Origin of the sequence: Nocardia sp. CY15, from assembly GCF_009829295.1 — a bacterium.
GTDB classification, from domain to species: Bacteria; Actinomycetota; Actinomycetes; order Mycobacteriales; family Mycobacteriaceae; genus Nocardia; species Nocardia sputi.
Genome location: NZ_VUOT01000016.1, coordinates 103,568 through 128,217 on the forward strand (window position 1 = coordinate 103,568; position 24,650 = coordinate 128,217).

At 69.6% G+C, this 24,650-nt stretch carries 22 protein-coding genes; 19 read left to right on the top strand and 3 right to left on the bottom strand.

The features are described from left to right. The first annotated feature begins 28 nt into the window (after positions 1 to 28). From GVY39_RS19265 to GVY39_RS19325, 13 genes are all read left to right on the top strand, one after another. Positions 29 to 1,075, top strand: coding sequence for an iron ABC transporter permease (locus GVY39_RS19265; protein ID WP_159926359.1), 1,047 nt, complete (start codon positions 29 to 31; stop codon positions 1,073 to 1,075). Further along, positions 1,072 to 2,163, top strand: coding sequence for an iron chelate uptake ABC transporter family permease subunit (locus GVY39_RS19270; RefSeq protein ID WP_236565531.1), 1,092 nt, complete (start codon positions 1,072 to 1,074; stop codon positions 2,161 to 2,163). Before GVY39_RS19265 ends, GVY39_RS19270 begins: the two co-directional genes overlap by 4 nt. Beyond that, positions 2,160 to 3,059: an ABC transporter ATP-binding protein gene (locus GVY39_RS19275; RefSeq protein WP_159926357.1), complete on the top strand. Its 900-nt coding sequence runs from the start codon at positions 2,160 to 2,162 to the stop codon at positions 3,057 to 3,059. The genes GVY39_RS19270 and GVY39_RS19275 overlap by 4 nt, the downstream gene beginning before the upstream one ends. Positions 3,060 to 3,130: 71 nt before the next feature. Further along, positions 3,131 to 3,529 (top strand): BlaI/MecI/CopY family transcriptional regulator, encoded by a 399-nt coding sequence (locus GVY39_RS19280; protein ID WP_040866505.1) that lies wholly within the window; start codon positions 3,131 to 3,133, stop codon positions 3,527 to 3,529. A 49-nt stretch (positions 3,530 to 3,578) separates the two neighbouring features. Continuing rightward, positions 3,579 to 4,517: a M56 family metallopeptidase gene (locus GVY39_RS19285; protein ID WP_159926355.1), complete on the top strand. Its 939-nt coding sequence runs from the start codon at positions 3,579 to 3,581 to the stop codon at positions 4,515 to 4,517. A gap of 179 nt (positions 4,518 to 4,696) precedes the next feature. Beyond that, on the top strand, positions 4,697 to 6,283 hold the full coding sequence (locus GVY39_RS19290; RefSeq protein WP_159926353.1) for a DEAD/DEAH box helicase: 1,587 nt from the start codon (positions 4,697 to 4,699) through the stop codon (positions 6,281 to 6,283). Positions 6,284 to 6,287: 4 nt separating this feature from the next. Further along, positions 6,288 to 7,133, top strand: a complete 846-nt coding sequence (locus tag GVY39_RS19295; RefSeq protein ID WP_159926351.1) for a DMT family transporter — start codon at positions 6,288 to 6,290, stop codon at positions 7,131 to 7,133. Positions 7,134 to 7,188: 55 nt separating this feature from the next. Next, on the top strand, positions 7,189 to 8,625 hold the full coding sequence (locus GVY39_RS19300; RefSeq protein WP_159926349.1) for a GuaB1 family IMP dehydrogenase-related protein: 1,437 nt from the start codon (positions 7,189 to 7,191) through the stop codon (positions 8,623 to 8,625). Positions 8,626 to 8,869: 244 nt separating this feature from the next. Further along, the gene (locus GVY39_RS19305; RefSeq protein ID WP_159926347.1) at positions 8,870 to 10,252 is read left to right on the top strand and encodes a hemolysin family protein; all 1,383 of its coding nucleotides are present in this window, start codon (positions 8,870 to 8,872) and stop codon (positions 10,250 to 10,252) included. Next, positions 10,245 to 11,309 (top strand): hemolysin family protein, encoded by a 1,065-nt coding sequence (locus tag GVY39_RS19310; protein WP_159926337.1) that lies wholly within the window; start codon positions 10,245 to 10,247, stop codon positions 11,307 to 11,309. Before GVY39_RS19305 ends, GVY39_RS19310 begins: the two co-directional genes overlap by 8 nt. A 28-nt stretch (positions 11,310 to 11,337) precedes the next feature. Beyond that, positions 11,338 to 12,258, top strand: coding sequence for a 3-methyladenine DNA glycosylase (locus GVY39_RS19315; protein WP_159926326.1), 921 nt, complete (start codon positions 11,338 to 11,340; stop codon positions 12,256 to 12,258). Between the two features lie 143 nt (positions 12,259 to 12,401). Next, positions 12,402 to 13,979, top strand: coding sequence for a hypothetical protein (locus GVY39_RS19320; protein ID WP_321212610.1), 1,578 nt, complete (start codon positions 12,402 to 12,404; stop codon positions 13,977 to 13,979). Between the two features lie 2 nt (positions 13,980 to 13,981). Next, positions 13,982 to 14,623, top strand: coding sequence for a DUF305 domain-containing protein (locus GVY39_RS19325; RefSeq protein WP_159926324.1), 642 nt, complete (start codon positions 13,982 to 13,984; stop codon positions 14,621 to 14,623). Positions 14,624 to 14,631: 8 nt separating this feature from the next. Here GVY39_RS19325 and GVY39_RS19330 read toward each other — a convergent pair whose 3' ends face one another. Beyond that, on the bottom strand, positions 14,632 to 15,390 hold the full coding sequence (locus GVY39_RS19330) for an NAD(P)H-dependent oxidoreductase (protein ID WP_159926322.1): 759 nt from the start codon (positions 15,388 to 15,390) through the stop codon (positions 14,632 to 14,634). Positions 15,391 to 15,571: 181 nt separating this feature from the next. Between GVY39_RS19330 and GVY39_RS19335 the strand changes: the two genes are divergently transcribed. Then, positions 15,572 to 16,306, top strand: coding sequence for a PaaI family thioesterase (locus GVY39_RS19335; protein WP_159926320.1), 735 nt, complete (start codon positions 15,572 to 15,574; stop codon positions 16,304 to 16,306). A 438-nt stretch (positions 16,307 to 16,744) separates the two neighbouring features. Then, complete coding sequence (locus tag GVY39_RS34470; protein WP_236565530.1) at positions 16,745 to 17,251, top strand: hypothetical protein; 507 nt, start codon at positions 16,745 to 16,747, stop codon at positions 17,249 to 17,251. Here GVY39_RS34470 and GVY39_RS19345 read toward each other — a convergent pair. Together GVY39_RS19345 and GVY39_RS19350 are read right to left on the bottom strand one after the other, a co-directional pair. After that, positions 17,245 to 17,760 (bottom strand): hypothetical protein, encoded by a 516-nt coding sequence (locus tag GVY39_RS19345; protein ID WP_159926318.1) that lies wholly within the window; start codon positions 17,758 to 17,760, stop codon positions 17,245 to 17,247. The two genes, GVY39_RS34470 and GVY39_RS19345, sit on opposite strands and share 7 nt — an antisense overlap. Before the next feature lie 653 nt (positions 17,761 to 18,413). Then, positions 18,414 to 20,594 (bottom strand): malate synthase G, encoded by a 2,181-nt coding sequence (locus tag GVY39_RS19350; RefSeq protein WP_159926316.1) that lies wholly within the window; start codon positions 20,592 to 20,594, stop codon positions 18,414 to 18,416. A gap of 244 nt (positions 20,595 to 20,838) precedes the next feature. Here GVY39_RS19350 and GVY39_RS19355 point away from each other — a divergent pair, with 244 nt between their 5' ends. The 4 genes from GVY39_RS19355 to GVY39_RS19370 are packed head-to-tail and all read left to right on the top strand — an operon-like array spanning position 20,839 to position 24,552. After that, complete coding sequence (locus GVY39_RS19355; protein WP_159926314.1) at positions 20,839 to 21,579, top strand: SDR family NAD(P)-dependent oxidoreductase; 741 nt, start codon at positions 20,839 to 20,841, stop codon at positions 21,577 to 21,579. Then, positions 21,576 to 22,625: an alcohol dehydrogenase catalytic domain-containing protein gene (locus GVY39_RS19360; protein WP_159926312.1), complete on the top strand. Its 1,050-nt coding sequence runs from the start codon at positions 21,576 to 21,578 to the stop codon at positions 22,623 to 22,625. The genes GVY39_RS19355 and GVY39_RS19360 overlap by 4 nt, the downstream gene beginning before the upstream one ends. After that, positions 22,622 to 23,260 (top strand): TetR/AcrR family transcriptional regulator, encoded by a 639-nt coding sequence (locus tag GVY39_RS19365; RefSeq protein ID WP_159926310.1) that lies wholly within the window; start codon positions 22,622 to 22,624, stop codon positions 23,258 to 23,260. The genes GVY39_RS19360 and GVY39_RS19365 overlap by 4 nt, the downstream gene beginning before the upstream one ends. A 2-nt stretch (positions 23,261 to 23,262) precedes the next feature. Continuing rightward, positions 23,263 to 24,552, top strand: a complete 1,290-nt coding sequence (locus tag GVY39_RS19370; protein ID WP_159926308.1) for an acyl-CoA dehydrogenase family protein — start codon at positions 23,263 to 23,265, stop codon at positions 24,550 to 24,552. Positions 24,553 to 24,650: the final 98 nt, after the last annotated feature.

Below are 24,650 nucleotides of genomic sequence, written 5' to 3' on the forward strand. Positions count from 1 at the left end.
CCGCTGATTCCAGGAGCAGTTCGACGCCGTGACCCCTCTTGCCACCGTGAGGCGGCGACGTCTTTCCGGACTCCTCGTCTCGACCGTCCTGCTCCTGCTCGCCGTACTCGCCGGTGTCGCGGTCGGCGCGCGCTCCCTCGCGCCGGCAACCGTGTACGACGCCGTGCACCACGCGCTCACCTGCCCCGGCGGACCCTTCACCTGCGCGGCGGGGTCCACCGAAGAGCAGATCGTGCGCGGACTGCGCCTCCCTCGCACCGCGCTGGCGCTCGTCTGCGGGGCCGCCCTCGGCATCGCGGGCGCGCTGATCCAGGGTTACACCCGCAACCCGCTCGCCGACGCCGGATTGCTCGGACTCAACGCGGGCGCGGCGTTTCTCGCGGCGCTGAGCGTGTACCTGTTCGCCTTCACCGCGCCGGAGCAATACATCTGGTTCGCGTTCGCCGGAGCGCTGATCGCCGGGCTGGTGGTGTTCGGGACCTCGTCCGTCGGCGGCGGTAAGGCGAACCCGCTGAGCCTGGTGCTCGCGGGCGCAGCCGTCACCGCGTTCCTCCAGGCGATGACGAACGCGGTAGTGCTGTTCGACGCGTCGGCGCTGGACACCTACCGGTTCTGGGTGATCGGCACGGTCGCAGGCCGCGACGCGGCGGTGTTCTGGCAGGTACTTCCGTTCCTGGCGGCCGGCATGCTGCTGGCTGTGGCGGCAGCGCCGGGACTGAATCTGCTCGGCCTCGGCGACGACGTCGCTCGCGGGCTCGGCGTGCATGTGGGCCGGAGCCGGGCGCTCGGCCTCGCGGCCGTCGTGCTGCTGGCGGGCGCGGCGACGGCGGCGGTCGGGCCGATCGCGTTCCTGGGCTTGGTCGTCCCGCATCTCGCGCGGGTCGTCACCGGACCGGACTATCGCTGGCTGGTCCCCTACTCCGGCATTCTCGGCGCGTTGCTGTTGTTGCTCGCCGACGTGGCCGGTCGGTTGGTGACCCGACCCGGGGAGCTGGAGGTCGGGGTGATGCTGGCCTTGCTCGGCGTGCCGTTGTTCCTCGCGTTCGTGCGGCGGCGAAAGTTGGTGGATCTGTGACGATTTCGCTGCGAAACACGAGCGCGCGGCCCGCACTGCGCGTCGGACCGGTGTCGGCGGTGCTGCGGCCGCGGATGGTGCTGATCGTCGCGGCACTGATCGTGCTGGCGTTCGGACTGTTCTGCCTGGACATCGCGGTGGGCGAGTCCCCTCTGCCGCTCGGGCGCGTGCTGGACGTGCTGACCGGCGGCGGCACCCGGGCACAGCGGTTCATCGTGCTGGAATCCCGGCTGCCGCGCGCGCTGACCGCGCTGGTGGTGGGGCTGGCGCTCGGACTCGCGGGCGCGATCACCCAATCCATCCTGCACAACCCGCTGGCCGCCCCGGACATGCTCGGCATCACCACGGGAGCGAGCCTGGGCGCGGTCGTGGTGCTGGTCGGCACCGGCGGTGCGACCACCGGACTGGCCGCCTCCCTCGGCGCTCCGCTGGCCGCGATGACGGGCGGCCTGCTCACCGCGGTGGCCGTCTACCTGCTCGCCTGGGGACGCACGTCCACCGGCGCGTACGGCGCCACCGGGCTGCGGCTGGTGCTGATCGGCGTCGGCGTCAACGCGCTGCTGATGGCGGGCATCAGCTGGCTGCTCACCCGCGCCAACCTGATCGACGCGCAGCGCGTGCAACTGTGGTTGAACGGATCGCTCAACGCGGCCGACTCCGCGCACCTGGCGCCCGTCGCGATCGCCGCGGGCGCCGCCGCGCTCGTCGCACTGGGCTCCGCCCGCACACTGGCCGCGTTGCGCCTCGGCTCGGACACCACCCGAGCGCTCGGGGTGCGGATCCAGACCCAGCAGGCCGTCCTGATCGGCGCGGCCGTCGTGGCGGCTTCGGTCGCCACCGCCTCCGTCGGACCGGTCGGGTTCGTCGCCCTCGCCGCGCCGCAGATCGCGCGACGCGTTCTGAGCACTCCGGGCGAACCGCTCGTCGGCTCCGCCGTGGTCGGGGCCATCCTGGTGGTCGGCTCGGATGTCGCCTCCCGGACGCTGTTTCCGGTCGACCTGCCCGTCGGCGTCGTGACCGCGGCATTCGGCGGCCCGTTCCTGCTGTACCTGCTCGTGCGTATGAACCGGAAGGCGACGCTGACATGACGATCGCGGACATCACCACCTCCGAAGCCGAGGCACCGGCGAGCGCGACGGGCCACCGGCTCGGCGCCGAGGGGGTCACCCTCGGTTACGGCGACCGGGTGATCGTCGACGGACTGAGCTTGGCAATCGCCCCGGGCGTGGTCACGACCGTGATCGGGCCCAACGGTTGCGGAAAGTCCACCCTGCTGCGTTCGCTCGGCCGTCTGCTGCGCCCGCGCCACGGCCGGGTCCTGTTGGACGGCAAGGCCATTTCGACGATGAAGACCAAGGACGTCGCCCGCATCGTCGGCATGCTGCCGCAGTCGCCGGTCGCCCCGGAAGGACTCACCGTCGCCGATCTGGTCGCGCGCGGACGCCATCCCCACCAGTCCTGGTTCCGGCAATGGTCGGACACCGACGAATCCGAGGTGACGACGGCACTGGAACAGACCGGGATCGCCGACCTGGCCGACCGCGCGCTCGACGAGCTGTCCGGCGGACAGCGCCAGCGCGCGTGGATCTCGATGGCGCTGGCCCAGGGCACCGACATCCTGCTGCTCGACGAGCCGACCACCTACCTGGATCTGGCGCACTCCATCGAGGTACTCGACCTCGTCGACCGGTTGCACGCCGATCTGGGGCGCACCGTCGTCATGGTGCTGCACGATCTGAATCTCGCGATCCGCTACAGCGACCAGCTCGTCGTCATGCACGACGGACGCGTCGTGGCCACGGGGGCCCCGGGCGAGGTGGTGTCGGTCGAGCTGCTGCGCGAGGTGTTCGAGCTGGACGCCACGGTGCTCGAGGACCCGGTGTCGGGGCGGCCGATGATCGTGCCGATCGGCGCCAGGCACGTGCGCGGGAAGGTCGGTGGACCGGCTGCCGCGACCCCGGAATCCGCGCCCTATGAGAAATGACACACCAGCTATTTCATGGTTACGACACCCTGTAGTACGCATCGGCGTCGTTGAGTACCTAAAATTGTGGGATGGCAGGTCTTGGTGAACTCGAGAAAGCGGTCATGGACCAGTTGTGGTCGGCCGACGAACCACAAACGGTCCGGCAGGTGCACGAGGCGCTCGCCGCACGCCGTGAGCTCGCGTACACCACGGTGATGACCGTGCTGCAACGACTCGCGAAGAAGAACCTCGTGGTCCAGCGGCGCGACGACCGGGCGCACCGCTACGCACCCGTGCACACTCGCGACGAGCTCGTGGCCAGTCTGATGGTCGACGCGCTGCAACAGGCCGACGCGGCGGGCAGCCGCGCCGCCGCGCTGGTGCACTTCGTGGAACAGGTAGGCAAGGACGAGGCTGCCGCTCTCCGCGAAGCACTCGCTAAGCTCGAAGCAACCGAGGACGAGGACTCGGCGCCACCGCCGCAGTAGACGTAGACTCCTCGGGCGCCCTGGCCCCACAACGCAGTGAGCTGAGTCGATGAACGCAACCGCGCCGGTCTTCGCCGGACTGGCATTGCTTCTCGCGGGGCCTGCCCCGGCCTTGCTCAGCCGGGCGAGGTGGACCTATCGGACGCCCCGCGCAGCGCTGGTGCTCTGGCAGGCCATCGCGCTCGCCGCCGTGCTCAGCGCGTTCGGCTCGGGGCTGGCCATCGCCGCCGAACTGCTCGTACCCGGCCCCGACGGCCGCCCGACCACCGCGCCGACCAGGGAGATCGACGCGCTCGGCCTGCCGCTGTGGCTGGCGTACGTGTTCGTCTTCGCGCTCACGCTGCTGATCGGCGCCCGGCTGATCTACGCGATCATCCGGGTCGGCGTGCACACCCGCAGGCGGCGGGCGCGTCACCGCATGCTCGTCGACCTGCTCGACCAGAGCGGTCCGCACCGGCGGGCGGCCGACATCCGGGTCTTGGCCGCCACCGAGCCCATCGCCTACTGCCTGCCCGGCCTGCGCCAGCGCGTGGTGCTCAGCGAAGGCACCCTGACCAACCTCGCCGACGCCGAGATCACCGCCATCGTCAGCCATGAGCGTTCGCACCTGCGCGCCAGGCACGATCTCGTACTGGAAGCGTTCACGGCGGTGCACGAGGCCTTCCCCAGGGTGGTGCGCAGCAAGGCCGCGCTCGGCTCGGTCAAACTGCTCATCGAGTTGCTCGCCGACGACTCGGCCGTCAAGGTCACCGGCCCGAAACCGCTGGCCCGCGCCCTCGTCGCGTGCGCGAAATCCACCGCCCCGCAAGGCGCGCTCGCCGCGGGCGGCCCCACCACGCTGATCCGCATCCAGCGGCTCAGCGAGCGGATCGGCGACATCCGCATCGCCGCGGCCGCCTACCTCGGCTCGGCGGCCATTCTGGTGGTGCCGACGCTGGCCGTGGCCGTACCCTGGCTGGTGGAACTGAGTCGGCTGTTCCACGGCTGATTCGCGGACACGTATCCTGGACGTTCGGCTGACCTTCGGCCGGCCACACCTCTCGCTCCACCCGGCGCGCGTCATCGCCCGCGCCGCAGCGCGGTGAACCGCATCGTGCACCGCTCTCCATCCCACCGAACAGCACGTTCGTGTCGAACGCGCTGTGCGACGAAAGGCACACCCACCTCGTGACCTCCTCGACCACCGTCGCCGCGGAGCCCACCGCGACCTTCGCGGATCTGGGCCTGCCCGCCGTGCTCATACAGGCACTGCGACGCGACGGCATCGAGACGCCGTTCCCGATCCAGGCCGCCACGGCGCCGGATGTCCTGGCAGCCAAGGACGTCCTCGGCCGCGGACCCACCGGTTCCGGGAAGACCCTGGCCTTCGGCCTCCCGATGCTCACCCGTCTGTCGGGCGGCGCGGCCAAGCCGGGCCGCCCGCGCGGACTCGTGCTGGTGCCGACCCGCGAACTGGCCGCGCAGATCGAGCGGGCGCTCGACGAACCGGCGCTCGCGCTCGGCCTGCGCGTCGCCGCGGTGGTCGGCGGCGCTCCGATCAAGCGCCAAGCCGACCGCCTTGCCCGCGGTGTCGACCTGCTCATCGCCACGCCCGGACGACTCGCCGACCTGATCGCGCAGGGGTCGGCCGACCTGTCCGACGTGATGATCACCGCCCTGGACGAGGCCGACCACATGGCCGATATGGGCTTCCTCCCGCAAGTGACCAAGCTGCTGGACCGCACCCCGCGCGACGGCCAGCGCCTGCTGTTCTCGGCCACCCTGGACGGGGAGGTCGACAAGCTGGTCAAGCGCTACCTGCGCTCGCCCGTGACGCATTCCACCGCGCCGCCCTCGGCGTCGGTCACCACGATGTCGCATCATCTGCTGTACGTCGGCGACAAAGTGGCCAAACGGAACGTCGCCACCGAGATCGCCGCACGCGACGGGCTGACCATCATGTTCGTCCGCACCAAGCACGGCGCCGACCGGCTCGCCAAACAACTGCGCGGCGCGGGCATCGCCGCGGGCGCGCTGCACGGCGGCAAGGCGCAGAACAACCGCACCCGCACCCTCGCGGCGTTCGCCGACGGCTCGGTGCCGGTGCTGGTCACCACCGATGTCGCGGCGCGCGGCATCCACGTCGACGGGATCTCTCTCGTCGTACACGTCGATCCGCCGCCGGAGCCGAAGGCCTACCTGCACCGGGCCGGGCGCACCGCCCGCGCGGGCGAGGACGGCGTGGTCGTCACGCTGGTGATGGACGAAGAGCGCCGCGAGGTCGAGACGATGGCACGCAAGGCGGGCGTCGAAATCGACGGAGTCGCGGTGCGTCCCGGCGACAGCACACTGATCGCCATCACCGGCGCGCGCCGCCCGTCCGGCGTTCCGGTCGAGGCGGCGGCCGCGCCCGTACCCGTTGCTGCCACGGATCCGGCGAAAACCGCGCGGCGCAAGCCGGGTAGGCGCGCAGAGCACGCGCCGTCCGGTGGCCGCGGCGGGAAACAGTCCCGGGGCCGGTCGGGCGAGACGGGCCGCGCCGAGCCGGTCACCGCGCCCGCGCGCCGCCGTGGCAACGCGAAAGCCGCCACGGGCGGCACCGTGGTCCGCGGTGTGGGCTCGGGCAAGAGCACGCCCGCACGCGGATCGGGCACGACTAGCGGGTTCTCCAGCCGCGCCGCAAGTCCCGCCTCCGGCGACACGCCGGGGCGGACACGGCGACGCGCCGTACGAACCCAGCAGTCCCCGACCCGAGGCAATCGAACAGCAAACTAATCGGGTGTCGAGTCATCCGGCGGCCGCCGTCGTCTGCGCACTGCTCGCGGCGCTGCTGTTCGCGGTCGCCGCGGTCGCGCAACAACGCGCGGCGGCCGCGGTGCCCGAGGGCGAGTCGCTGGTTCGCGCGCTGCTGCGCAACCCGCGCTGGTGGGCAGGCGTCGGCGGCGACACGGGCGGATACGCCATGCAGGTCGCCGCGCTCGCCCTGGGCGCGGTCCTGCTGGTGCAGCCGATCCTGGTGAGCGCACTGGTCTTCGCGCTGCCGCTGTCCGCCCGGCTCAATCGCCGCCGCGTGACGCCGGGCACCTGGGCGACGGCGCTGGCGCTCACCGCCGCGCTGGCCTGCTTCCTGCTCGTCGGCAATCCGACGGCGGGCAATGCCGATGCGCCGCTGCGGGATTGGCTCCTACCGCTGGGCATTCTGCTCGGCCTGATCGCCGCCGCCACCGCGGCGGGCGTCACCGCGCACGACGCGGGATGGCGCGCGCTGCTGCTGGGCGCCGCCGCAGGCGCGCTGTACGGGCTCGCCGCCGCCCTCACCTCCTACGTCACCGACCTGTTCGAACACGGTCTCGGCCACGTGCTCGGCGGCTGGCAGACGTGGGCGCTGATCGCGGCCGGCGGCACCGGCGTGTACCTGCAGCAGCGCGCCTACCAAGCCGGGCCGCTGACCGCGTCGCTGCCCGCCCTCACCATCGCCGAGCCGCTGGCCGCGGCGTTCGTCGGTTTCGCGGTGCTGGACGAGCGGTTGCGCGCCGATGCGGCCGGGCTCGTCGTCGCGGCGGGCGCGGTGATCGTCATGTGCGCCGCCACCGTCTCGCTGTCCCGCTCCCAAGCGGCCGCCTGAGGCGGCTCGCGCGGAAGAGCCCGCGTCGATCGGCTCGGCGGATATGATCGGTCGAGTGCGCTTTCTCCCCGGTCATCAGCCGCCGTACGACCTGACCTACGACGACCTCTTCCTCGTCCCGAACCGGACGGACGTGGCGTCGCGCTTCGATGTCGATCTCTCGACCAGCGACGGGTCCGGCACCACCATCCCGATCGTCGTGGCCAACATGACCGCCGTCGCCGGGCGCAGAATGGCCGAGACCGTCGCCCGCCGCGGCGGCATCGTCGTCCTCCCCCAGGACCTGCCGATCACCGCGGCCGCCGACACCATCGCGTTCGTCAAGAGCCGCTCGCTCACCGCCGACACCCCCGTCACCCTCGACCCCGACCGCTCGGTCTCCGAGGCGGTGGCACTCATGCACAAGCGCGCGCACGGCGCGGTCGTGGTGGTCGACGCCGGCCGCCCGGTGGGTGTGGTCACCGAGGCCTCCTGCGCCGACGTCGACCGCTTCGCCCGGCTCCGGGAAGTCGCGGTGACCGATTTCGTGCGAGCCCCCGCGAGCACCACCCCGCGTGACCTGTTCGACCTGTTGCACGCAGAGCACGCCGACTTCGCCGTGCTCACCGCCGAGGACGGCACCCTCGCCGGGATGCTGACCCGCACCGGCGCCCTGCGCGCGGGCATCTACCAGCCCGCCGTCGACGCCGCGGGCAAGCTGCGCGTCGCGGCGGCGGTCGGCATCAACGGCGACGTGGCCGCCAAGGCCAAGTCACTGGTGGATTCGGGCGCCGACCTGCTCGTCATCGACACCGCGCACGGTCACCAGGCGAAAATGCTCGAAACCCTCGCGGCGGTGCGCGATCTCGGGCTCGGCGTTCCGTTGGTCGCGGGCAACGTCGTCTCCGCCGAAGGCACCAGGGATCTCGCGGAGGCGGGCGCGGACATCGTCAAGGTCGGTGTCGGGCCGGGCGCCATGTGCACCACCCGGATGATGACCGGCGTCGGCCGCCCGCAGTTCTCCGCGGTGGCCGAATGCGCCGCCGCCGCCGAGGAACTGGGCGTGCACATCTGGGCCGACGGCGGTGTGCGCCATCCCCGCGACGTGGCGCTCGCGCTGGCCGCGGGCGCGTCCAACGTGATGATCGGCTCCTGGTTCGCCGGTACCTACGAGTCCCCCGGCGATCTGCGCGTCGATCGCGACGGCAACGCGTACAAGGAGAGCTTCGGCATGGCCTCCAAGCGGGCCGTCGCCGCCCGCACCGCCTCCGACAGCGAATTCGACCGCGCGCGCAAGGGGCTGTTCGAGGAGGGAATCTCCAGTTCCCGGATGCGGCTGGACCCCGAGCGTCCCGGCGTCGAGGACCTGCTCGACCACATCTGCTCCGGCGTGCGCAGCGCCTGTACCTACGCGGGCGCCCGGACGCTGGCCGAATTCCACGACAAGGCGGTGCTCGGCGTGCAGTCCGCGGCAGGATTCGCCGAAGGACGCCCGCTGCCCAGCGGTTGGTGAGCGCCGACACGCGCATCGCACCGGTACCGGCCCACGCCGCTCGGCACGTGGGCCGGTAGCATGGTGGTTGCCGGACACCGGCACCACGACTCGTTTGCGAAAGGATCCAGTTGTCACCCGCGTCCGAGGGCGCCGTACAGGAGGGCTCCTCTAGCGAGCCGGGTGACGAACCCGGCGTCCCCCTCCCCGCAGTAGTCCTATTCCGCACAGGCCCCGTCCCAGCACCGTTCGGGTGGTGCTGAGGATGTCGATCGTGCTCACCGCGCTCAGCCTGATCGGGTTCATCGCACTCACCGTCGGCACGGCCCTGTTCGTCGCCGCCGAGTTCTCCCTCACCGCGCTGGAACGCAGCACCGTCGAGGCGCACGCCCGCAGCGGCGACGTTCGCGCCCGGATGGTCCGCAAGGCGCATCGCACCCTGTCGTTCCAGCTGTCGGGCGCCCAGCTCGGTATCACCATCACCACGCTGATCACCGGTTACATCGCCGAGCCGGTGCTGGCCAGGCTGCTGAATCCGGTGTTCACCGGCATTGGGCTGAGTGAATCCGCGGCACACGGCATCGCCCTCGCGCTCGCCCTCATCCTGGCCACCTCGCTGTCGATGATCTACGGCGAGCTGGTGCCCAAGAACATCGCCATCGCCAAGCCGCTGGCGACCGCCCGCGTCACCGCCGGACCGATGATCGCCTTCTCGGTGGGGTTCAAGTGGATGATCCACTTCCTCAACGGCACCGCCAACTGGGTGGTCCGCAGGCTCGGCGTCGAGCCCGCCGAAGAGTTGCGCTCGGCCCGCTCCCCGCAGGAACTCGGCTCCCTGGTGCGCACCTCCGCCTTGCGCGGGGCGCTGGACCAGCCCACCGCCCAGGTGATGGACCGCTCACTGCAGTTCGGCGAGCGCAGCGCCGAGGAACTGATGACGCCACGGGTGAAGATCGAATCGCTCGACAAGGACGACACCATCGCCGATCTCATCGACGCGGCGGGCCGCACCGGCTACTCCCGCTTCCCGGTGATCGACGGCGACCTCGACAACACTCTCGGCTTCGTGCACGTCAAGCAGGCGTTCACCCGGCCGGTGCACGCGCGCAGGACCATTCCCCTGCACCGGCTCGCCCAGCCCGTCCCGATCGTGCCCGCCAGCTTGGACGGCGACGAGGTGCTCGAACGCGTCCGCTCCGACGGCATGCAGGTCGCCCTTGTCGTGGACGAGTACGGCGGTACCGCGGGCCTGGTCACCATGGAGGACATCATCGAGGAGATCCTCGGCGACGTCCGGGACGAGCACGACGAGGAGGAGCGCGACGTGCGGCGCGTCTCCGACGGATGGGACTGCTCGGGGCTGCTGCGCATCGACGAGGTCTCCCGGGCGACCGGATACGACGCCCCGGAGGGCGAGTACGAGACGCTGGGCGGCCTCGTCCTGACCAAGCTCGGCCGCATCCCGGTGACGGGCGACGAAGTGGTGCTGCCGAATCCCCGTTCGCAGCAGTGGTCGATGACCGACAGCCACGACGAGGGCGGCTGGATCGCCCGAGTGGAGCGCATGGACGGACGGCGCATCGACCGGGTGCGGCTGATCCCGGTCGACGCAGACGCCCTCGCGACCAAGGAGCACAGCCATGGGTGATGTGTTCGGCGTACTGCTCACCATCGTGCTGCTGGCAGGCAACGCCTTCTTCGTCGCCGCCGAGTTCGCGCTCATCTCCGCCCGCCGCGACCGGCTCGAAGCGCTGGCCGCACAAGGCAAACGCAACGCGAACACCGTCATCCGGGCGGGTGAGAACCTCTCGATCATGCTCGCGGCCGCGCAACTGGGCATCACCATCTGCTCGATCCTGCTCGGCCGCGTCGGCGAACCCGCCGTCGCCCACCTGCTGGAGGGGCCGTTCGAGCTGATCGGCCTGCCCGATCAGCTGCTGCACCCGGTGGCGTTCGCCATCGCGCTGACCATCATCGTCATCCTGCACATCTTGTTCGGCGAGATGATCCCGAAGAACATCGCGCTGGCCGGGCCCGAACGCAGCGCGCTGCTGCTGGTGCCGCTGCACCTGATGTGGCTGCGGCTGGCCCGCCCGCTCATCGCGCTCTACAACCTGGCCGCCAACTTGTCGCTGCGCCTGCTGCGAATCGAGCCGAAGGACGAGCTGGAGGCCACCGTCTCGACGGTCGAGCTGGCCGAAATGATCGGCGAGTCCCGCTCCGAGGGGCTGCTCGACGAGGAAGAGCACCGCCGCCTCACGCAGGCCCTCGGCACCAGCGAGCGGGTGGTGGCCGACGTGATGGTGCCGCTGGACGCGACCCGATCGATCCCGCTGCGCGGCAACGGCACCACGCTCGGCGACATCGAGTTCGCCGTCGCCGAAACCGGGTTCTCGCGCTTCCCCGTACGGGCGAGCGACGGCTCACTGGTCGGCTACCTGCACGTCAAGGACGTCCTGGACAAGGTCGCCGACGAGAGCGCCGGTCCCACAACGCCGATCCCGCGCACCGATATCCGCCCTCTGCCGACAGTGGGCATGGGCACCGCCCTCTACGAGGCGCTGGCGCGATTGCGCCGCACCAACAGCCATCTCGGCCGCGTGGTCGACGCCCGGGGCAACACGACCGGCATCGTCGCCCTGGAGGACTTGGTGGAGGAGTTCGTCGGCACCGTCCGAGACGGGACGCACCGGGTGGGCGAATGACGACCTCGGCACTGCGAGGGGTGGGGTGATGCGGGTGTTGCCCGGCGCGCTGTGGCGAGCATCCGCCGCCGCGCATCGGGCCCGGCTGGACGAGCTGGTCGGGCCTTATCTCGAGCGGCGGGCGCAAGGTTCGTCGCACCCGGTGATCGACTTCTTGTTCACCTACTACGGACACAAACCCGCCCAGTTGCGGCGCTGGCATCCGGGATACGGCATCGGCCTGGCGGATGCGGCCGAATACGACGGCGCTCGGGGATATCATCGCGTCGTCACCGGCAATCCCGCTGCGGACGACGTTTTCACGGCCGACCCCGCTTACCTGGACAAACGCCGCGACACCCTCGCGTTCGTCGCCGACCTGTTACGCGCCACCGCATCCCGGCCCGCGCAGCTGTCCTGCTTCGGCCTGCACGAATGGGCGATGGTGTATCGCACCGATGACATCCGCCACCAGAAGGTGCCGCTGCGACTCGGGCGAGCGGGAACCGACGCCGTGGTCGAATCGATGTCGCTGCGGTGCACCCATTTCGACGCCTACCGCTTCTTCACGCCGGACGCCGTCGGCCGCAACGCCGAACCGCTCACCCGCGCCGACCAGCTCCGCCGCGAACAGCCGGGCTGCCTGCACGCGAACATGGACTTGTACAAGTGGGGCTTCAAGCTGGTCCCGCTGATCTCCTCGGCACTGGTGCTGGACTGTTTCGAGCTGGCCTGCGCCGCTCGCGAACTCGACATGCGCGCCAGCCCTTACGACCTCGCCGAGTTCGGCTACGAACCGGTTCGCATCGAGACCGCGGCGGGACGGGCGGAGTACGTCCGGGCTCAGTCCGCGTTGGCGCAGCGCGCAACCGGATTGCGCCGGACGTTCCTGAGTGTCTGCGACGAACTTCTGGCGTCGGACGTCGATTCCGCCGCGGTCGAGGGCGCCGGATCAGCTCAACCGCGCTGACAGCGGAAAACTTCGCGAATCCGAACCGGAATCGGCGAAACCCACACCGGAGTTGTTGAGCATCACTACCATTCAGTCAGCTCAGCGGCGACTGTCCCAGTCACTCTGGGTAGTCAACTCGAAAGACGAAGTTGGGGGTCGCGATGATGCGCCCATTGGCCAGTCTGTGCCGTGCCAAACCCTTGGCCCTGCTCACGATCGGCATGGTCACGGCCATGCTGCTGCCCGTGAGCGCCTCGGCGGATCCGCACTCGGAAATCCAGAACACACTGCGGGAATTTCTCGATGTCGGGCGCACCTCGGTGCCCCGCGCCGACTGCGGACCGGGCGCCGCACCCGAGAACGGCCTGCAAGGCGACGTCACCGCCGCGGACCGCGACAGTGGGCGCAGTACCCAGGGCTACCGGTGCAATATCTCCCTCGTCGGCGGCTACGCGGGGCGCGGCGCAGGCATCACTTCCACCAGCTTCGAGCACTGCGCCTACCTGGGCTCGTTCTTTCCCGGCGCCCTGATCAGCGAAGGACGCGGCGTCCAAGTGCTCGACGTGTCCGACCCGGCGACCCCGCGCCCGACGGCCACGCTGACCGAACCCGCCATGCTCGCGGGCACCTGGGAGAGCCTCAAGGTCAATACCAAACGGAAGCTGCTGGTCGGGACCGGTGTTCCGCTGCTCGCGGGCGTGGGCTACCTGTCGGTCTACGACGTCTCCGACTGCGCACATCCGAGGCTGCTCAATCCCGGCCCCGGCACGAATCCGGCGATGCCGCTGCCGATCATCACGCACGAGGGCGGCTTCTCGCCGGACGGCAACACCTACTGGGCCTCGGGGATCGCGCCCGGTTTCGTCAGCGCGGTCGACCTGTCCGACCCCGCCGACCCGCGCGTGGTGTGGCAGGGAGTGACCGGCATCGAGGCGCACGGGTTCGGCATCAGCCCCGACGGCAACCGGATGTATCTCTCCGCCCTCGGCGGGTTCACCGTCCTCGACATCAGCGCGGTGCAACGCCGCGATCCGAACCCGCAGGTGCACCACCTCGGCCGGGTGTTCTGGACCGACGGCTGGGCGACGCAGCACAGTGTTCCGGTCAGCTACGACGGCAAGCCCTACCTCTACACCGTCGACGAAGGCGGCTCCGGGGGCGTCAAACTCGTCGACATCTCCGACGACACCGCGCCCAAGGTAGTCAACAAGATCAAGCTCGAGATCAACCTGCCCCAGCACATCGACAGCAATATCGGCTCCGCCATGGGGGGTTCCGCCTTCGCCTACGAAGCGCACTACTGCGCCGCGGACCGGCAGGAGAACCCGACCGCCCTGGCATGCGGATGGGTGTCCTCCGGCATCCGGGTATTCGACGTCCGCGACCCCTACGCCATCCGCGAGATCGCCTACTACAACCCGCCCGCCCGCACCGGGCAGAACCTGAGCCTGTGGAACTCGCCGCACGCGCTCGCCTCCCTCATCGGCGTTCCGCTGATGAGCGCGCCTCCCGCCGTGCGCGCCGCACTGGAAGGACAATTCCACCCGCTGGACGCCACGACCCCGCGCACCGGTCGTCTCGCCTTCGGCGACGTGTCCACCGACTGGTGTTTCTCGCCGCCGGAATGGCGCGGTTCGCAGCTCTACGTCGCGTGCTCGGACAACGGATTCATGGTGCTGCAACTGGACAACGACGTGTATTCGCCTCCGGCGGACCAGCGGTCGATCGTCGGGTCGTAGTGATGCGGCACTGGGCGCGAACCGCGGCCCTGGCTTCGGCGGCCTTCGCGCTGCTCGTGCTCGGCGCCGGGCTGCGGCCACTGATGTTTCCGGAGCATCCCGCCGCGACACCGCTTCTCGACGAGATCGAGATCGGCTTCGTCCAGGATATGACCGTCCATCACCAGCAGGCGCTGCTCATGGCGCAGCGGCTCGACCGCTCGGTCGATCCGGCGATCGCCCGGTTGGCCGAGCAGCTCGACCGCACCCAGCGCATGGAGATCGGCACCATGCTCGGCTGGCTGCGCCTGGCGGACGCGGCCCCGAGCTCCGCGCACCCGATGGCGTGGATGCACACCGCAGCCGCGCATCGGCACCCGGCAGCGGTCGCACCGACCGCCCCCGCACCGGTCATGCCCGGGATGGCGAGTACCGCGGAGCTGGATGCGTTGGCCACCGCACGAGGCCGCGACGCGGAAGTCCTCTTCCTCCAGTTGATGTTTCGTCACCACCGAGGCGGAATCGCGATGGCCGAGGCCGCCGACGATCGTCTCCACTCCGGACCGGTCAAGGAGATCGCGCGTTCCATGATCCACGGGCAAGGCCAGGAAGCGGGGATGATGGGGCTGATGCTCACCCAGCGCGGGGCGGCCCCACTGCCCTGACCGCCGGGTCACGACGCCACATGCAGCCCGAATCCGGTCGCGCCTCGCCTCTCGCGCCCAGGCTCGAGACGCAAACTCCGGTCGTAGTCGCCCCCGCTCTGCGGGCGGTAGCGGATCGGCTCCAGCTCCGCCAGATCCGTCATCCGCTGCCGAAGGTCGTGGGCGACCTCGTCGAAGCGCGCGGAGCCGAGCCTGATCGTGCCGTGCACCAGAAACGGCGGCAGCACGTCCATGCCGGTGTAGTAGAGAATGCCGTGGTGGATGGGGAACAGCAGATCATCGACCGGGCCGTTGATTCCGCGATCGGAGTACGACGGCTGCTTGCCCCCGACCGAGACCACGAGCATCGCACGCCTGCCCGCCAGTACGCCCGCCCCGTATCTGGGCAGCGCCTTGCCTCCGGCGCCATAAGCGAAATCGCAGGTGAGGACGCGGTCCACCCACCCCTTCATGATCGCGGGCATGCCGAACCACCACAGCGGGAAATGCAGGACGACGGCGTCGGCCCACAGCAGCTTCTCCTGCTCGACGCGGATGTCGGGACTCAGCGTCCCGCCGCGGTAGGCCACGCCCGAGGCCAGCATGAAGTTGGGCTCCTCGACCCCGCCGAAATCGTCGGTGTCGGCGGCGGCCTTCCAGCCCATCGCGTAGAGGTCGGTGCTCCGCACCTCGTGTCCGTCCGCCCGCAACTGGCCCACGGCAACGTCTTTCAGCGAGCCGGTGAGTGAGTCCGGCTTCGGGTGGGCGTACACGACCAGTACGTTCATTCCGGCTTTCGTCACGTCTCGGCGCAACAGCATCGAGCGCGCGGGAATTCCGGCCTGCCGCTGACCTGCGCGGACATGACGCGACTCGGCGTGGCCGCGTCGCCTGGCCGGTCGCCCGGCAACAAACCGTTCGTTCCGCGCGGGTATCGTCGGCGCAACGGCCGCAGAGATTGGGCGAGAGATGATTCGGACCGATGCGTTCACGGTGCCCGCGCATGTGCGCGGCTATCCGGGGGTGGCCTTCGGCGGGTACGTGGCAGGGCTGCTGGCCGCGGCGAGTGGCGCCGCGGAGGTGCGCGTCGACTTCCGGCGCAGAATCGCCGTGGACACCCCCGTAATGCTGGCCGCCGACGACTCCGGCGGCGCGAGCCTCACCGACCCGGACGGCGAAGTCCTCGCTGAAGCGTCCGTGTCGACGCTTGCGGTCACGCCGCGGCCCGCGCCTTCCTGGACGCAAGCCCGAGCCGCAGGAGCGACCGCCGATGCGCTGCGCAAGATGAGCCGCTGCTACGGCTGCGGCGCCGCCTGCGCGCCGGGCCGTGGCCTGCGCCTGTCGCCCTGGGCGATGTCCACGCACGACATGGTCGTCGCCGCCTGGACACCCGATCCCGCTCTCGGCGGCCCCGATGGCCTCCTTTCCACCGAGAACGTCTGGGCCGCTCTGGATTGTCCCGGCGGCTGGGCAGCGATGGCTCTGCGTGACATGCAGCCGGGAGCGGTCACCGCCGCCCTCACCGCCACGCAGCTCGAGCCCGTCCGCACCGGCGACCCCTACCTCTCCTACGGCTGGCCCATCTCCGAGAACGGCCGAAAACACACGGTCGGCGTAGCACTGGCCCGAGCCGACGGCACCCTCTGCGCGCTCGCCGAAGCCCTCTGGATCGAACCGCGCCAACCGCTGCCCTTCGAATGGTGACCCACCTCATCCGAACCTGTCGGTGGCTATCGGTACCGTCCCCGCCATGCCCTCGTCGGTACACGAAGTCCTCATCGAATTGGTCCGGCGCAGACCGACTTTGGTCGCCGAACTCCTGATCTCCACACTCGGGCTATCCCTTCCCGAGTTCGATCACGCACGGGTCGATTCGGGCGACCTACCGGACATCGAACCGACCGAGTATCGCGCGGACCTGGTGGTCACGCTCACCGAGGCCGAGGTCCCTGTCCTCGGCATCGTCGTCGAGGTGCAACTGCAACGCGACGACGACAAAGCGTGGAGCTGGCCGGTCTACCTGACGACTCTGCGAGCTCGCCTGCGCTGCCTGGTCCTGCTCGTCGTCGTGTGCCCGAACGGCGCGCCGCAGGCCACTGCCGCCGTCCGATCACTGTCGCGCCCGGATTCACCCTGTCGCCGATGGTTCTCAGCCCGGCCAACGTGCCCGTCGTCAGCGATACCTCCACCGCGCTCGCGCGCCCCGACCTGGCCGCCCTGTCCGCCATTGCCCACCGCAACGACCCGGAACGCGATTCGATTCTCACCGCCCTCGCCGCGACAGCGCACGACTCCGCGGACGGCAAAAGGTACATTGACCTGGTACTGGCCGCACTGCCCAAAGCAGCGGCCCGGCACTTCCTGGAGATGCTGATGACGACAGACACGTCCCCGTACTACAGCCAGTACTTCAAGCAGCTGTACGCCGACGGCATAACCGAAGGAATCGCCCAGGGTAAAGCCGAAGGTAAAGCCGAAGGAGAGGCCAAAGCACTGCTGACCGTCCTCGCGGCCCGCGGATTCGACGTCCCCGCAGCGCTGGCCTCCGACATCAACGCCTGCACCGATGACGCCCGCCTCACCGCCTGGATCACCCGCGCCGCCACGGCCCACACGCTCGAGGAGGTTTTCGGCGATCGGGATCAGTGAGTGTCGACGAACCGGTACCACTGGCCGTCGAAGGCGGCGTATTCGATGCCGTTGGTGGCCGGTGGACCGAGATGGGGCGGGGTGGCCGGGTCGCGGAAGTAGGCGAAGCCTTCCGAATTCGAGTCTCCCGCTTGGGTGTAGAACAGGCAGCCGCCGTCGCGGGGCGTGATGAAGGTGATGGTGTAGACGCCCAGACGGCCGCGGTGGCCGGGGTGGGCGCAGTCGAGGGCCTGGTCTTCGAGGATGCCGCGCGACAGCCGCCAGCCGGTGTCCTCCGGGACGTCGTAGAGCGTCAGCGCCACGAGTACGCCGATGAGCACGGGCGAGGCGAGACTGTGGAACAGCGCGCGGTAGCGCAGCAGGCCGAGCAGTCCGAACAGGACGGCGATCCCGCCGAGCACACCGAGGACCACCCACAGCACGACGAGGGTCGGAAACGTGCCCTCGGCGGCGAGTTGCCAGAACAGCGCCGCGCAGCAGAGCGCGACCAAGGCGGTCAGCAGCCCCATCCACAAGACGAACCAACGAGGAATACGTGACCGTGTGCGCGACGACCCTGCGGAGTTCACGTGTTCAAGATACGAGGGGTCGCGGTTTCGCGCGCGGGATCGGTGACGAAAGCGCCCGGCCCGTGGCCGGTCACGGCGACGCGGCGGTCAGGACAGCGGCGACGAAAGCCGCGGGACCGGTATACGTCCAATTCCGAAGCAGCGCGCCCGAGTTCGTGTGGTCGGCACCGCGCTGCCTGTTGAATTCACGGCGAGCCGATGAGAACTTGCTGTCACGGCACAGTTGGGCCGGTCAGTGTGAAAACAAACATTCCGGAACGTTTGGGCGAATCCGGCCGAAATCGCCGAAATCCCCCGGCCAGTGTGCCTGGCCAGGGGATTCGCTACTACTCGAAGTCGATCGTGCGCCGCACGCTCACAGTGGCGGGAAGCCCGACGATCCGGTGGCCATCCAATTCCAGAACATCGCCGCGCGATTGGCGAGCAATGCCACGATGTCGAGCACAACGCTTCCCATAAATCTTCCTCACAAATCGACGATCTCGTGCGGCACCCAGGGTAACGGACCGATAAACGGGAGTCGAAACTCCTGATCAGCGGGGAATGCGCGAATCCCCCGGCCGACGGACCGGGGGATTCGCGATGCGCGGTGGCTAGACGCAGGCCAGCGCCTTCGCCTCACGGCGACGGCGGTGCAGGATCGGCTCGGTGTAGCCGTTGGGCTGCTTGGTGCCCTCCAAGATCAGCTCCTTGGCCGCCTGGAAGGCGATGCTGCCTGCGAAGTCCGGGGCCATCGCCCGGTAGTTCGGGTCACCGGCATTCTGCCGGTCCACGACCGGGGCCATCCGCTCCAAGCTGGCGACCACCTCGTCGGCGGAGACGATGCCGTGGCGCAGCCAGTTGGCCATCAGCTGGCTGGAGATGCGCAGGGTCGCCCGGTCTTCCATGAGCGCGACGTCTTTGATGTCGGGCACCTTGGAGCAGCCCACGCCCTGGTCGATCCAGCGCACCACGTAGCCGAGGATGGACTGCGAGTTGTTGTCCAGCTCCTGGCGCTTCTCCTCGTCGGTCCAGTTCGGCGCGGCGGCCAGCGGGATCTCGAGGATCTCGTCGACGGTGGCGCGCCGGCCGCCCTTGGCGATCTCCTGCTGCCGCTTGAACACGTCGACCAGGTGGTAGTGCGTCGCGTGCAGGGTGGCGGCGGTCGGCGAGGGGACCCACGCGGTGTTGGCGCCCGCGCGCGGGTGGCCGATCTTCTGGGTGAGCATGTCTGCCATCAGGTCCGGCATGGCCCACATGCCCTTGCCGATCTGCGCCTTGCCGGGCAGACCCGCCGCCAGGCCGGTGTCGACGTTCCAGTCCTCGTAGGACAGGATCCACTGCTGGGACTTCATGTCGGCCTTGCGGACCATCGGCCCGGCCTCCATGGAGGTGTGGATCTCGTCGCCGGTGCGGTCCAGGAAGCCGGTGTTGATGAACACCACGCGCTCGGCGGCGGCCTGGATGCAGGCCTTCAGGTTCACCGTGGTCCGGCGCTCCTCGTCCATGATGCCGACCTTGAGGGTGTTGCGCCCGAGCCCGAGCACGTCCTCGATCCGGCCGAACAGCTCGCTTGTGAACGCGACCTCGTCGGGCCCGTGCATCTTCGGCTTCACGATGTAGACCGAGCCGGTGCGGCTGTTCTTCAGCTTCACCTCCTCGGCAAGGCTGTGCTTGGCGATCAGCGAGGTGATCAGCCCGTCCATGATGCCCTCGGGCACCTCGTTGCCCTCGGCGTCGAGGATCGCGTCGGAGGTCATCAGGTGGCCGACATTACGCACGAACAGCAGCGAGCGGCCGTGCAGCACCAGTTCGCTACCGTCCAGCGCGGTGTACACGCGGTCGGGGTTCATGGTGCGGGTGAAGGTCTTCTCGCCCTTGGTGACCTTCTCCGCGAGTTCGCCCTTCATCAGGCCGAGCCAGTTGTGGTAGCACAGCACCTTGTCCTCGGCGTCGACCGCGGCGACCGAGTCCTCGAAGTCCATGATCGTGGTGACCGCGGACTCGAGCACGACGTCCTTCACGCCGGCGGTGTCGGTGCTGCCGATCGGGGACTGCGGGTCGATCTGGATCTCGATGTGCAGGCCGTTGTGCTTCAGCAGCACCGAGCTCGGCGACTCGGGGTCACCGAGGTAGCCGACCAGCTGGGAAGCGTCGGCCAGACCGATGCTGGTGCCATCCTCCAAACCGACCTCCAGCTCGCCGTCGACGATCTTGTAGGACGTCGAGCCGATGTGCGAGCCGGTGATCAGGGTGACCGAGTCGTCGAGGAAGTTGCGCGCCCACTCGATGACCTTGTCGCCGCGCACCTTGTTGTAGCCGGTGCCCTTCTCCGCGCCGTTGTCCTCGGGGATCGCGTCGGTGCCGTAGAGCGCGTCGTACAGCGAGCCCCAGCGCGCGTTGGCGGCGTTGATCGCGAAGCGGGCGTTCATGACCGGCACGACGAGCTGCGGGCCCGCGGTGACGGCGATCTCGTCGTCCACGTTCTGGGTGGCGATCCGGAAATCGGCGGGCTCGGGGCGCAGGTAGCCGATCTCGGTCAAGAAGTGTTTGTAGGCGGCTTTGTCGTAGTTCGCGCCGGGGTGCTCGGCGTGCCAGGCGTCGACCTTGCCCTGGATCTCGTCGCGTTCGGCCAGCAGAGCGCGGTTGCGCGGAGCGAGATCGTTGATGACCTGCTCGGCGCCGGCCCAGAACGCGGCGGAATCGACGCCGGAACCGGGGAGCGCCTCGTTCTCGACGAACTCGTGGAGAACGCGTGCCACCTGGAGCCCGCCGACCTGAATCCGCTCTGTCATCTACTGCCTCACTTCCGAAAAAGCCGAGTGGGAAAACAGTGCCATGTTACCCGTGGGTAGTGGTGCTACCGCGCGCCGGGTCGTCCGGCCGTCTGCCCATATCCGTCCGCCGCACCGAGGTGAGCTGGTCCTTCACCCGTCGGGTCGTCGAGCCGTCGGCGGTCGGCCGGACCAGCCGCTTGATCGTAACGCCCGCCCGATTTAATGTACTGATCGGAACATTAAAAGACAGGCAGGAGTTCAGGTGCCACTCACCGACAAGGTCGCCGTCGTCACCGGGGGGAGCCGGGGTCTGGGCAAGCAGATGGTTCTCGCGTTCGCCGAGGCGGGCGCGGATGTGGTGATCGCCAGCCGCAAACTGGACGGGTGCGCCGCGCTCGCCGAGGAGGTGACGCGGCGGTTCGGCCACCGCGCGCTGCCGGTGGCCTGCAACGTCAGCGACTGGTCGCAGTGCGACGCCTTGGTGGAGACCGTCTACGACGCGTTCGGCCGGGTCGACGTGCTGGTCAACAACGCGGGCCTCTCGCCGCTGTACCCGAGCTTGGACCAGGTCACCGAGTCGTTGTTCGACAAGGTCATCGGGGTGAACCTCAAGGGCCCGTTCCGGCTGTCGGCCCTGATCGGCAGCCGCATGGCGGCTGACGGCGGCGGCTCGATCATCAACATCTCCTCGATCGAGGCGACCAGGCCGGAGCCGTTCGCGGTCCCCTACTCCGCGGCGAAGGCGGGTCTCAACGCGCTCACCGGCGGGCTTGCCCAGACGTTCGCACCCACCGTGCGGGTCAACACCATCCAGTGCGGCCCATTCGCCACCGACATCGCCACGGCGTGGCCCGACGAACTGCGCGCGGAACTCGCCGAGCACAACGCGTTGCGCCGCGTCGGCGAACCGGAGGAGGTCGTCGGGGCGGCGCTGTTCTTCGCCACCGACGCCTCGGCGTTCTGCACCGGCGCCACCCTCGCGGTCGACGGAGGTTGGCGATGAAGGCGCTGACTTACGAAGGTCCGCAGCATATTTCTTACAGCGATCGACCGGAACCCGCTCTGCCCGGCCCCGACGGCGCGATCGTCCGGGTCACCGCGGCGGGCATCTGCGGCAGCGATCTGCACATCTACGGCGGACACGGATTCGTCGCGGGCGCCGGGTACGGCGTGGGGCACGAAGCGGTCGGCGAGATCGTCGAACTCGGGCCGCACACCCGCGGGTTATCGGTAGGCGACCGCGTGCTGGTCGCGGCCTCGGCAGGCTGCGACAGCTGCCCGCAGTGCCGCGCCGGGAAGGTCACCGCCTGCGCTCGCCACCCGCTGCCGGTCGACGCCTGCTACGGGCTCGGCGGCGCGCTGGCGGGGTGTCAGGCCCAGTCGCTAGCCGTCCCGCACGCCGCGGGCAATCTGGCGAAACTGCCCGACGAGGTGAGCGACACCGCCGCCGTAGTGCTCACCGACAACGCGCCCACCGCGTGGTACGGAGCCCGCCGAGCCCGGATCGCGCCGGGCGACACCGTGGTGGTGATCGGGCTCGGGCCGGTCGGTCTCATGGCGGTCCAGTCGGCCTTCGCGATGGGCGCGGCGCGGGTGCTCGGGGTCGACCTGCTGGCCGAACGCCGCGAGCGCGCCGCCGGCCTGGGCGCCGAGCCGGTCGAGTCGGACGACCCGAAACTCGCGATCCGCGAAACACTGCGCGGCGGAGCGGATGTCGCGATCGAGGCGGTCGGGGCGGACGAGACCATCAAGCTGGCGATCAGCGCGGTCGGACACGGCGGCCGGGTCAGCGTGATCGGCGTGAGCCACAATCGCGCCTATCCGTTCCATCTGATGGCGGCGCAGGTGAAGGACCTCGAGTTCCACATCGGATTGTGTTCGATCCAGTACGAACTGCCCGCGCTGCTGAAACTCACCGCGGGCGGCAGGTTGCGGCCGGAAGCCGTGGTCACTCACCACCTCCCGATGTCCGAAGGGCCCGCCGCGTACCGGATGTTCGCCGAGCGCGCCGACGGGGTGGGCAAAATCGTTCTGGATCCGTCGCGATGACCGCTCCGTCGCGCAGGCGCGGCCGCCCGCCCGCCGCCGAATCGACGGCGAGCGATACCAGGGAGCGGATCGTGGGAGCGGCGATCGACCTGTTCGCCGAACAGGGTTTCCACGGCACCGGCGTAGCCGAGATCGGCGAACGTGCCGACGTGCAACGCGGCGCGCTGTACTACCACATCGGTTCCAAAGAGGAACTGCTGTGGCAGATCCTGCGCGACTATATCCAGTTGATGCTGGCCGATGCCGAACAGATCGCCGACGGGCCCGGCGATCCGGTCACCAAGCTGCGCGAGCTGATCCACAGTCACGTGCGGCTGATCATCCGTCATCAGCGTGAGGTGGCCATCCAGGTGCGCGACGTCGGCGCGCTCACCGGCGAGCGCGCCGCGCAACTGCAGGACCTGCGCGACCGGGTGCAGCACTGCTGGCAGCGGGTCGTCGACGCCGGTCACGCGGCGGGGCTGCTGCGCACCGACGACCACGTGGTCACCAACAGCGTGCTCGGCATGCTGAACATGGTGTCGTTCTGGTACCGCCCGCACGGTGACCGCTCGCCCGGCGAGATCGCCGACATCCTCGCGACCACTTTGCTCGACGGCGTGGTGACCGGCACCGCGCGGGACACGAAAGGCTGACCATGGCTTGGGATTTCGAGACCGACCCGCAGTACCAGCGCAAGCTGGACTGGGCGGCGGAGTTCGTCCGCACCGAGGTGGAGCCGATGGATCTGCTCTACCTCAATCCGTACGACCGCACCGACACCGAGGCCATGGCGCTGCTGCGGCCGCTGCAGGAGCGGGTCAAGGAGCAGGGCCTGTGGGCCTGCCACCTCGGACCGGAACTGGGCGGCCCCGGCTACGGGCAGATGAAGCTCGCACTGCTCAACGAGGTGCTCGGCACCTCGGTGTGGGCGCCGTCGGTATTCGGCTGCCAGGCACCGGATTCCGGCAACGCGGAGATCCTCGCCCACTACGGCACACCGGAGCAGAAGAAGACCTATCTCGAGCCGCTGCTGGCCGGGGAGATCGGCTCCTGCTACGTCATGACCGAGCCGACCGGCGGCTCGGACCCGACACTGTTCCGTACCCGCGCGGTGCGCGACGGCGACGACTGGGTGATCAACGGCGAGAAGTGGTTCAACTCCAACGCCCAATTCGCCGCCTTCCACATCGTCATGGTGGTGACCGACCCGGACGTCGGTCCGTACCAGGGCATGTCGATGTTCATCGTGCCCGCCGACACCCCCGGTCTGGAGATCGTGAAGAACTTCCACGTCGCCGGGTTCAGCGAGCACGAGGGCCATCTGCGGTTCACCGACGTCCGCGTTCCCGCCGACCACCTGCTAGGTGCCGAGGGCCAGGGCTTCGTCGTCGCGCAGACGCGACTGGGCGGCGGCCGCGTGCATCACGCGATGCGCACGGTCGCCATGGTCGGTAAGGCGTTCGACATGATGGCCGAGCGGGCGGTGTCGCGCCCGATGCGCGGCGGCACGCTCGCCGGACTGCAGATGACCCAGGAACGCATTGCCGACAGCTGGATCGAGATGGAGCAGTTCCGGCTGCTGGTGCTGCGCACGGCGTGGCGCATCGACAAGGAGCAGGACTACAAGAAGGTGCGCAAGGACATCGCCGCCATCAAGGTCGCCATGCCCAAGGTCATGCACGACATCGCCCAGCGGGCGCTGCACCTGCACGGCGCGCTCGGCGTCAGCCAAGACCTGCCGTTCGTGGACATGCTCACCTACGCCGAGGTGATGGCGCTGGCCGACGGCCCCACCGAGGTGCACAAGGTCACCCTCGCGAAAGAGGTCCTGAAGGACTACGCCCCCTGCGACCCGGTGTACCCGAGCGGCTACCGGCCCGCGCTGCGCGAAAAGGCGCGCGAACTGGTCGCCCGGCGTCTGGAGCACGTCGTCGGCAACCTCTGAGCGCAGGGAGGCGTGTTTCCGCTCGGGCACTCCCCGATCGGATGACATCGTTCCGATTCGTCGACGCCGCCACCGCTGGCCCCCATAATGCGATGGAG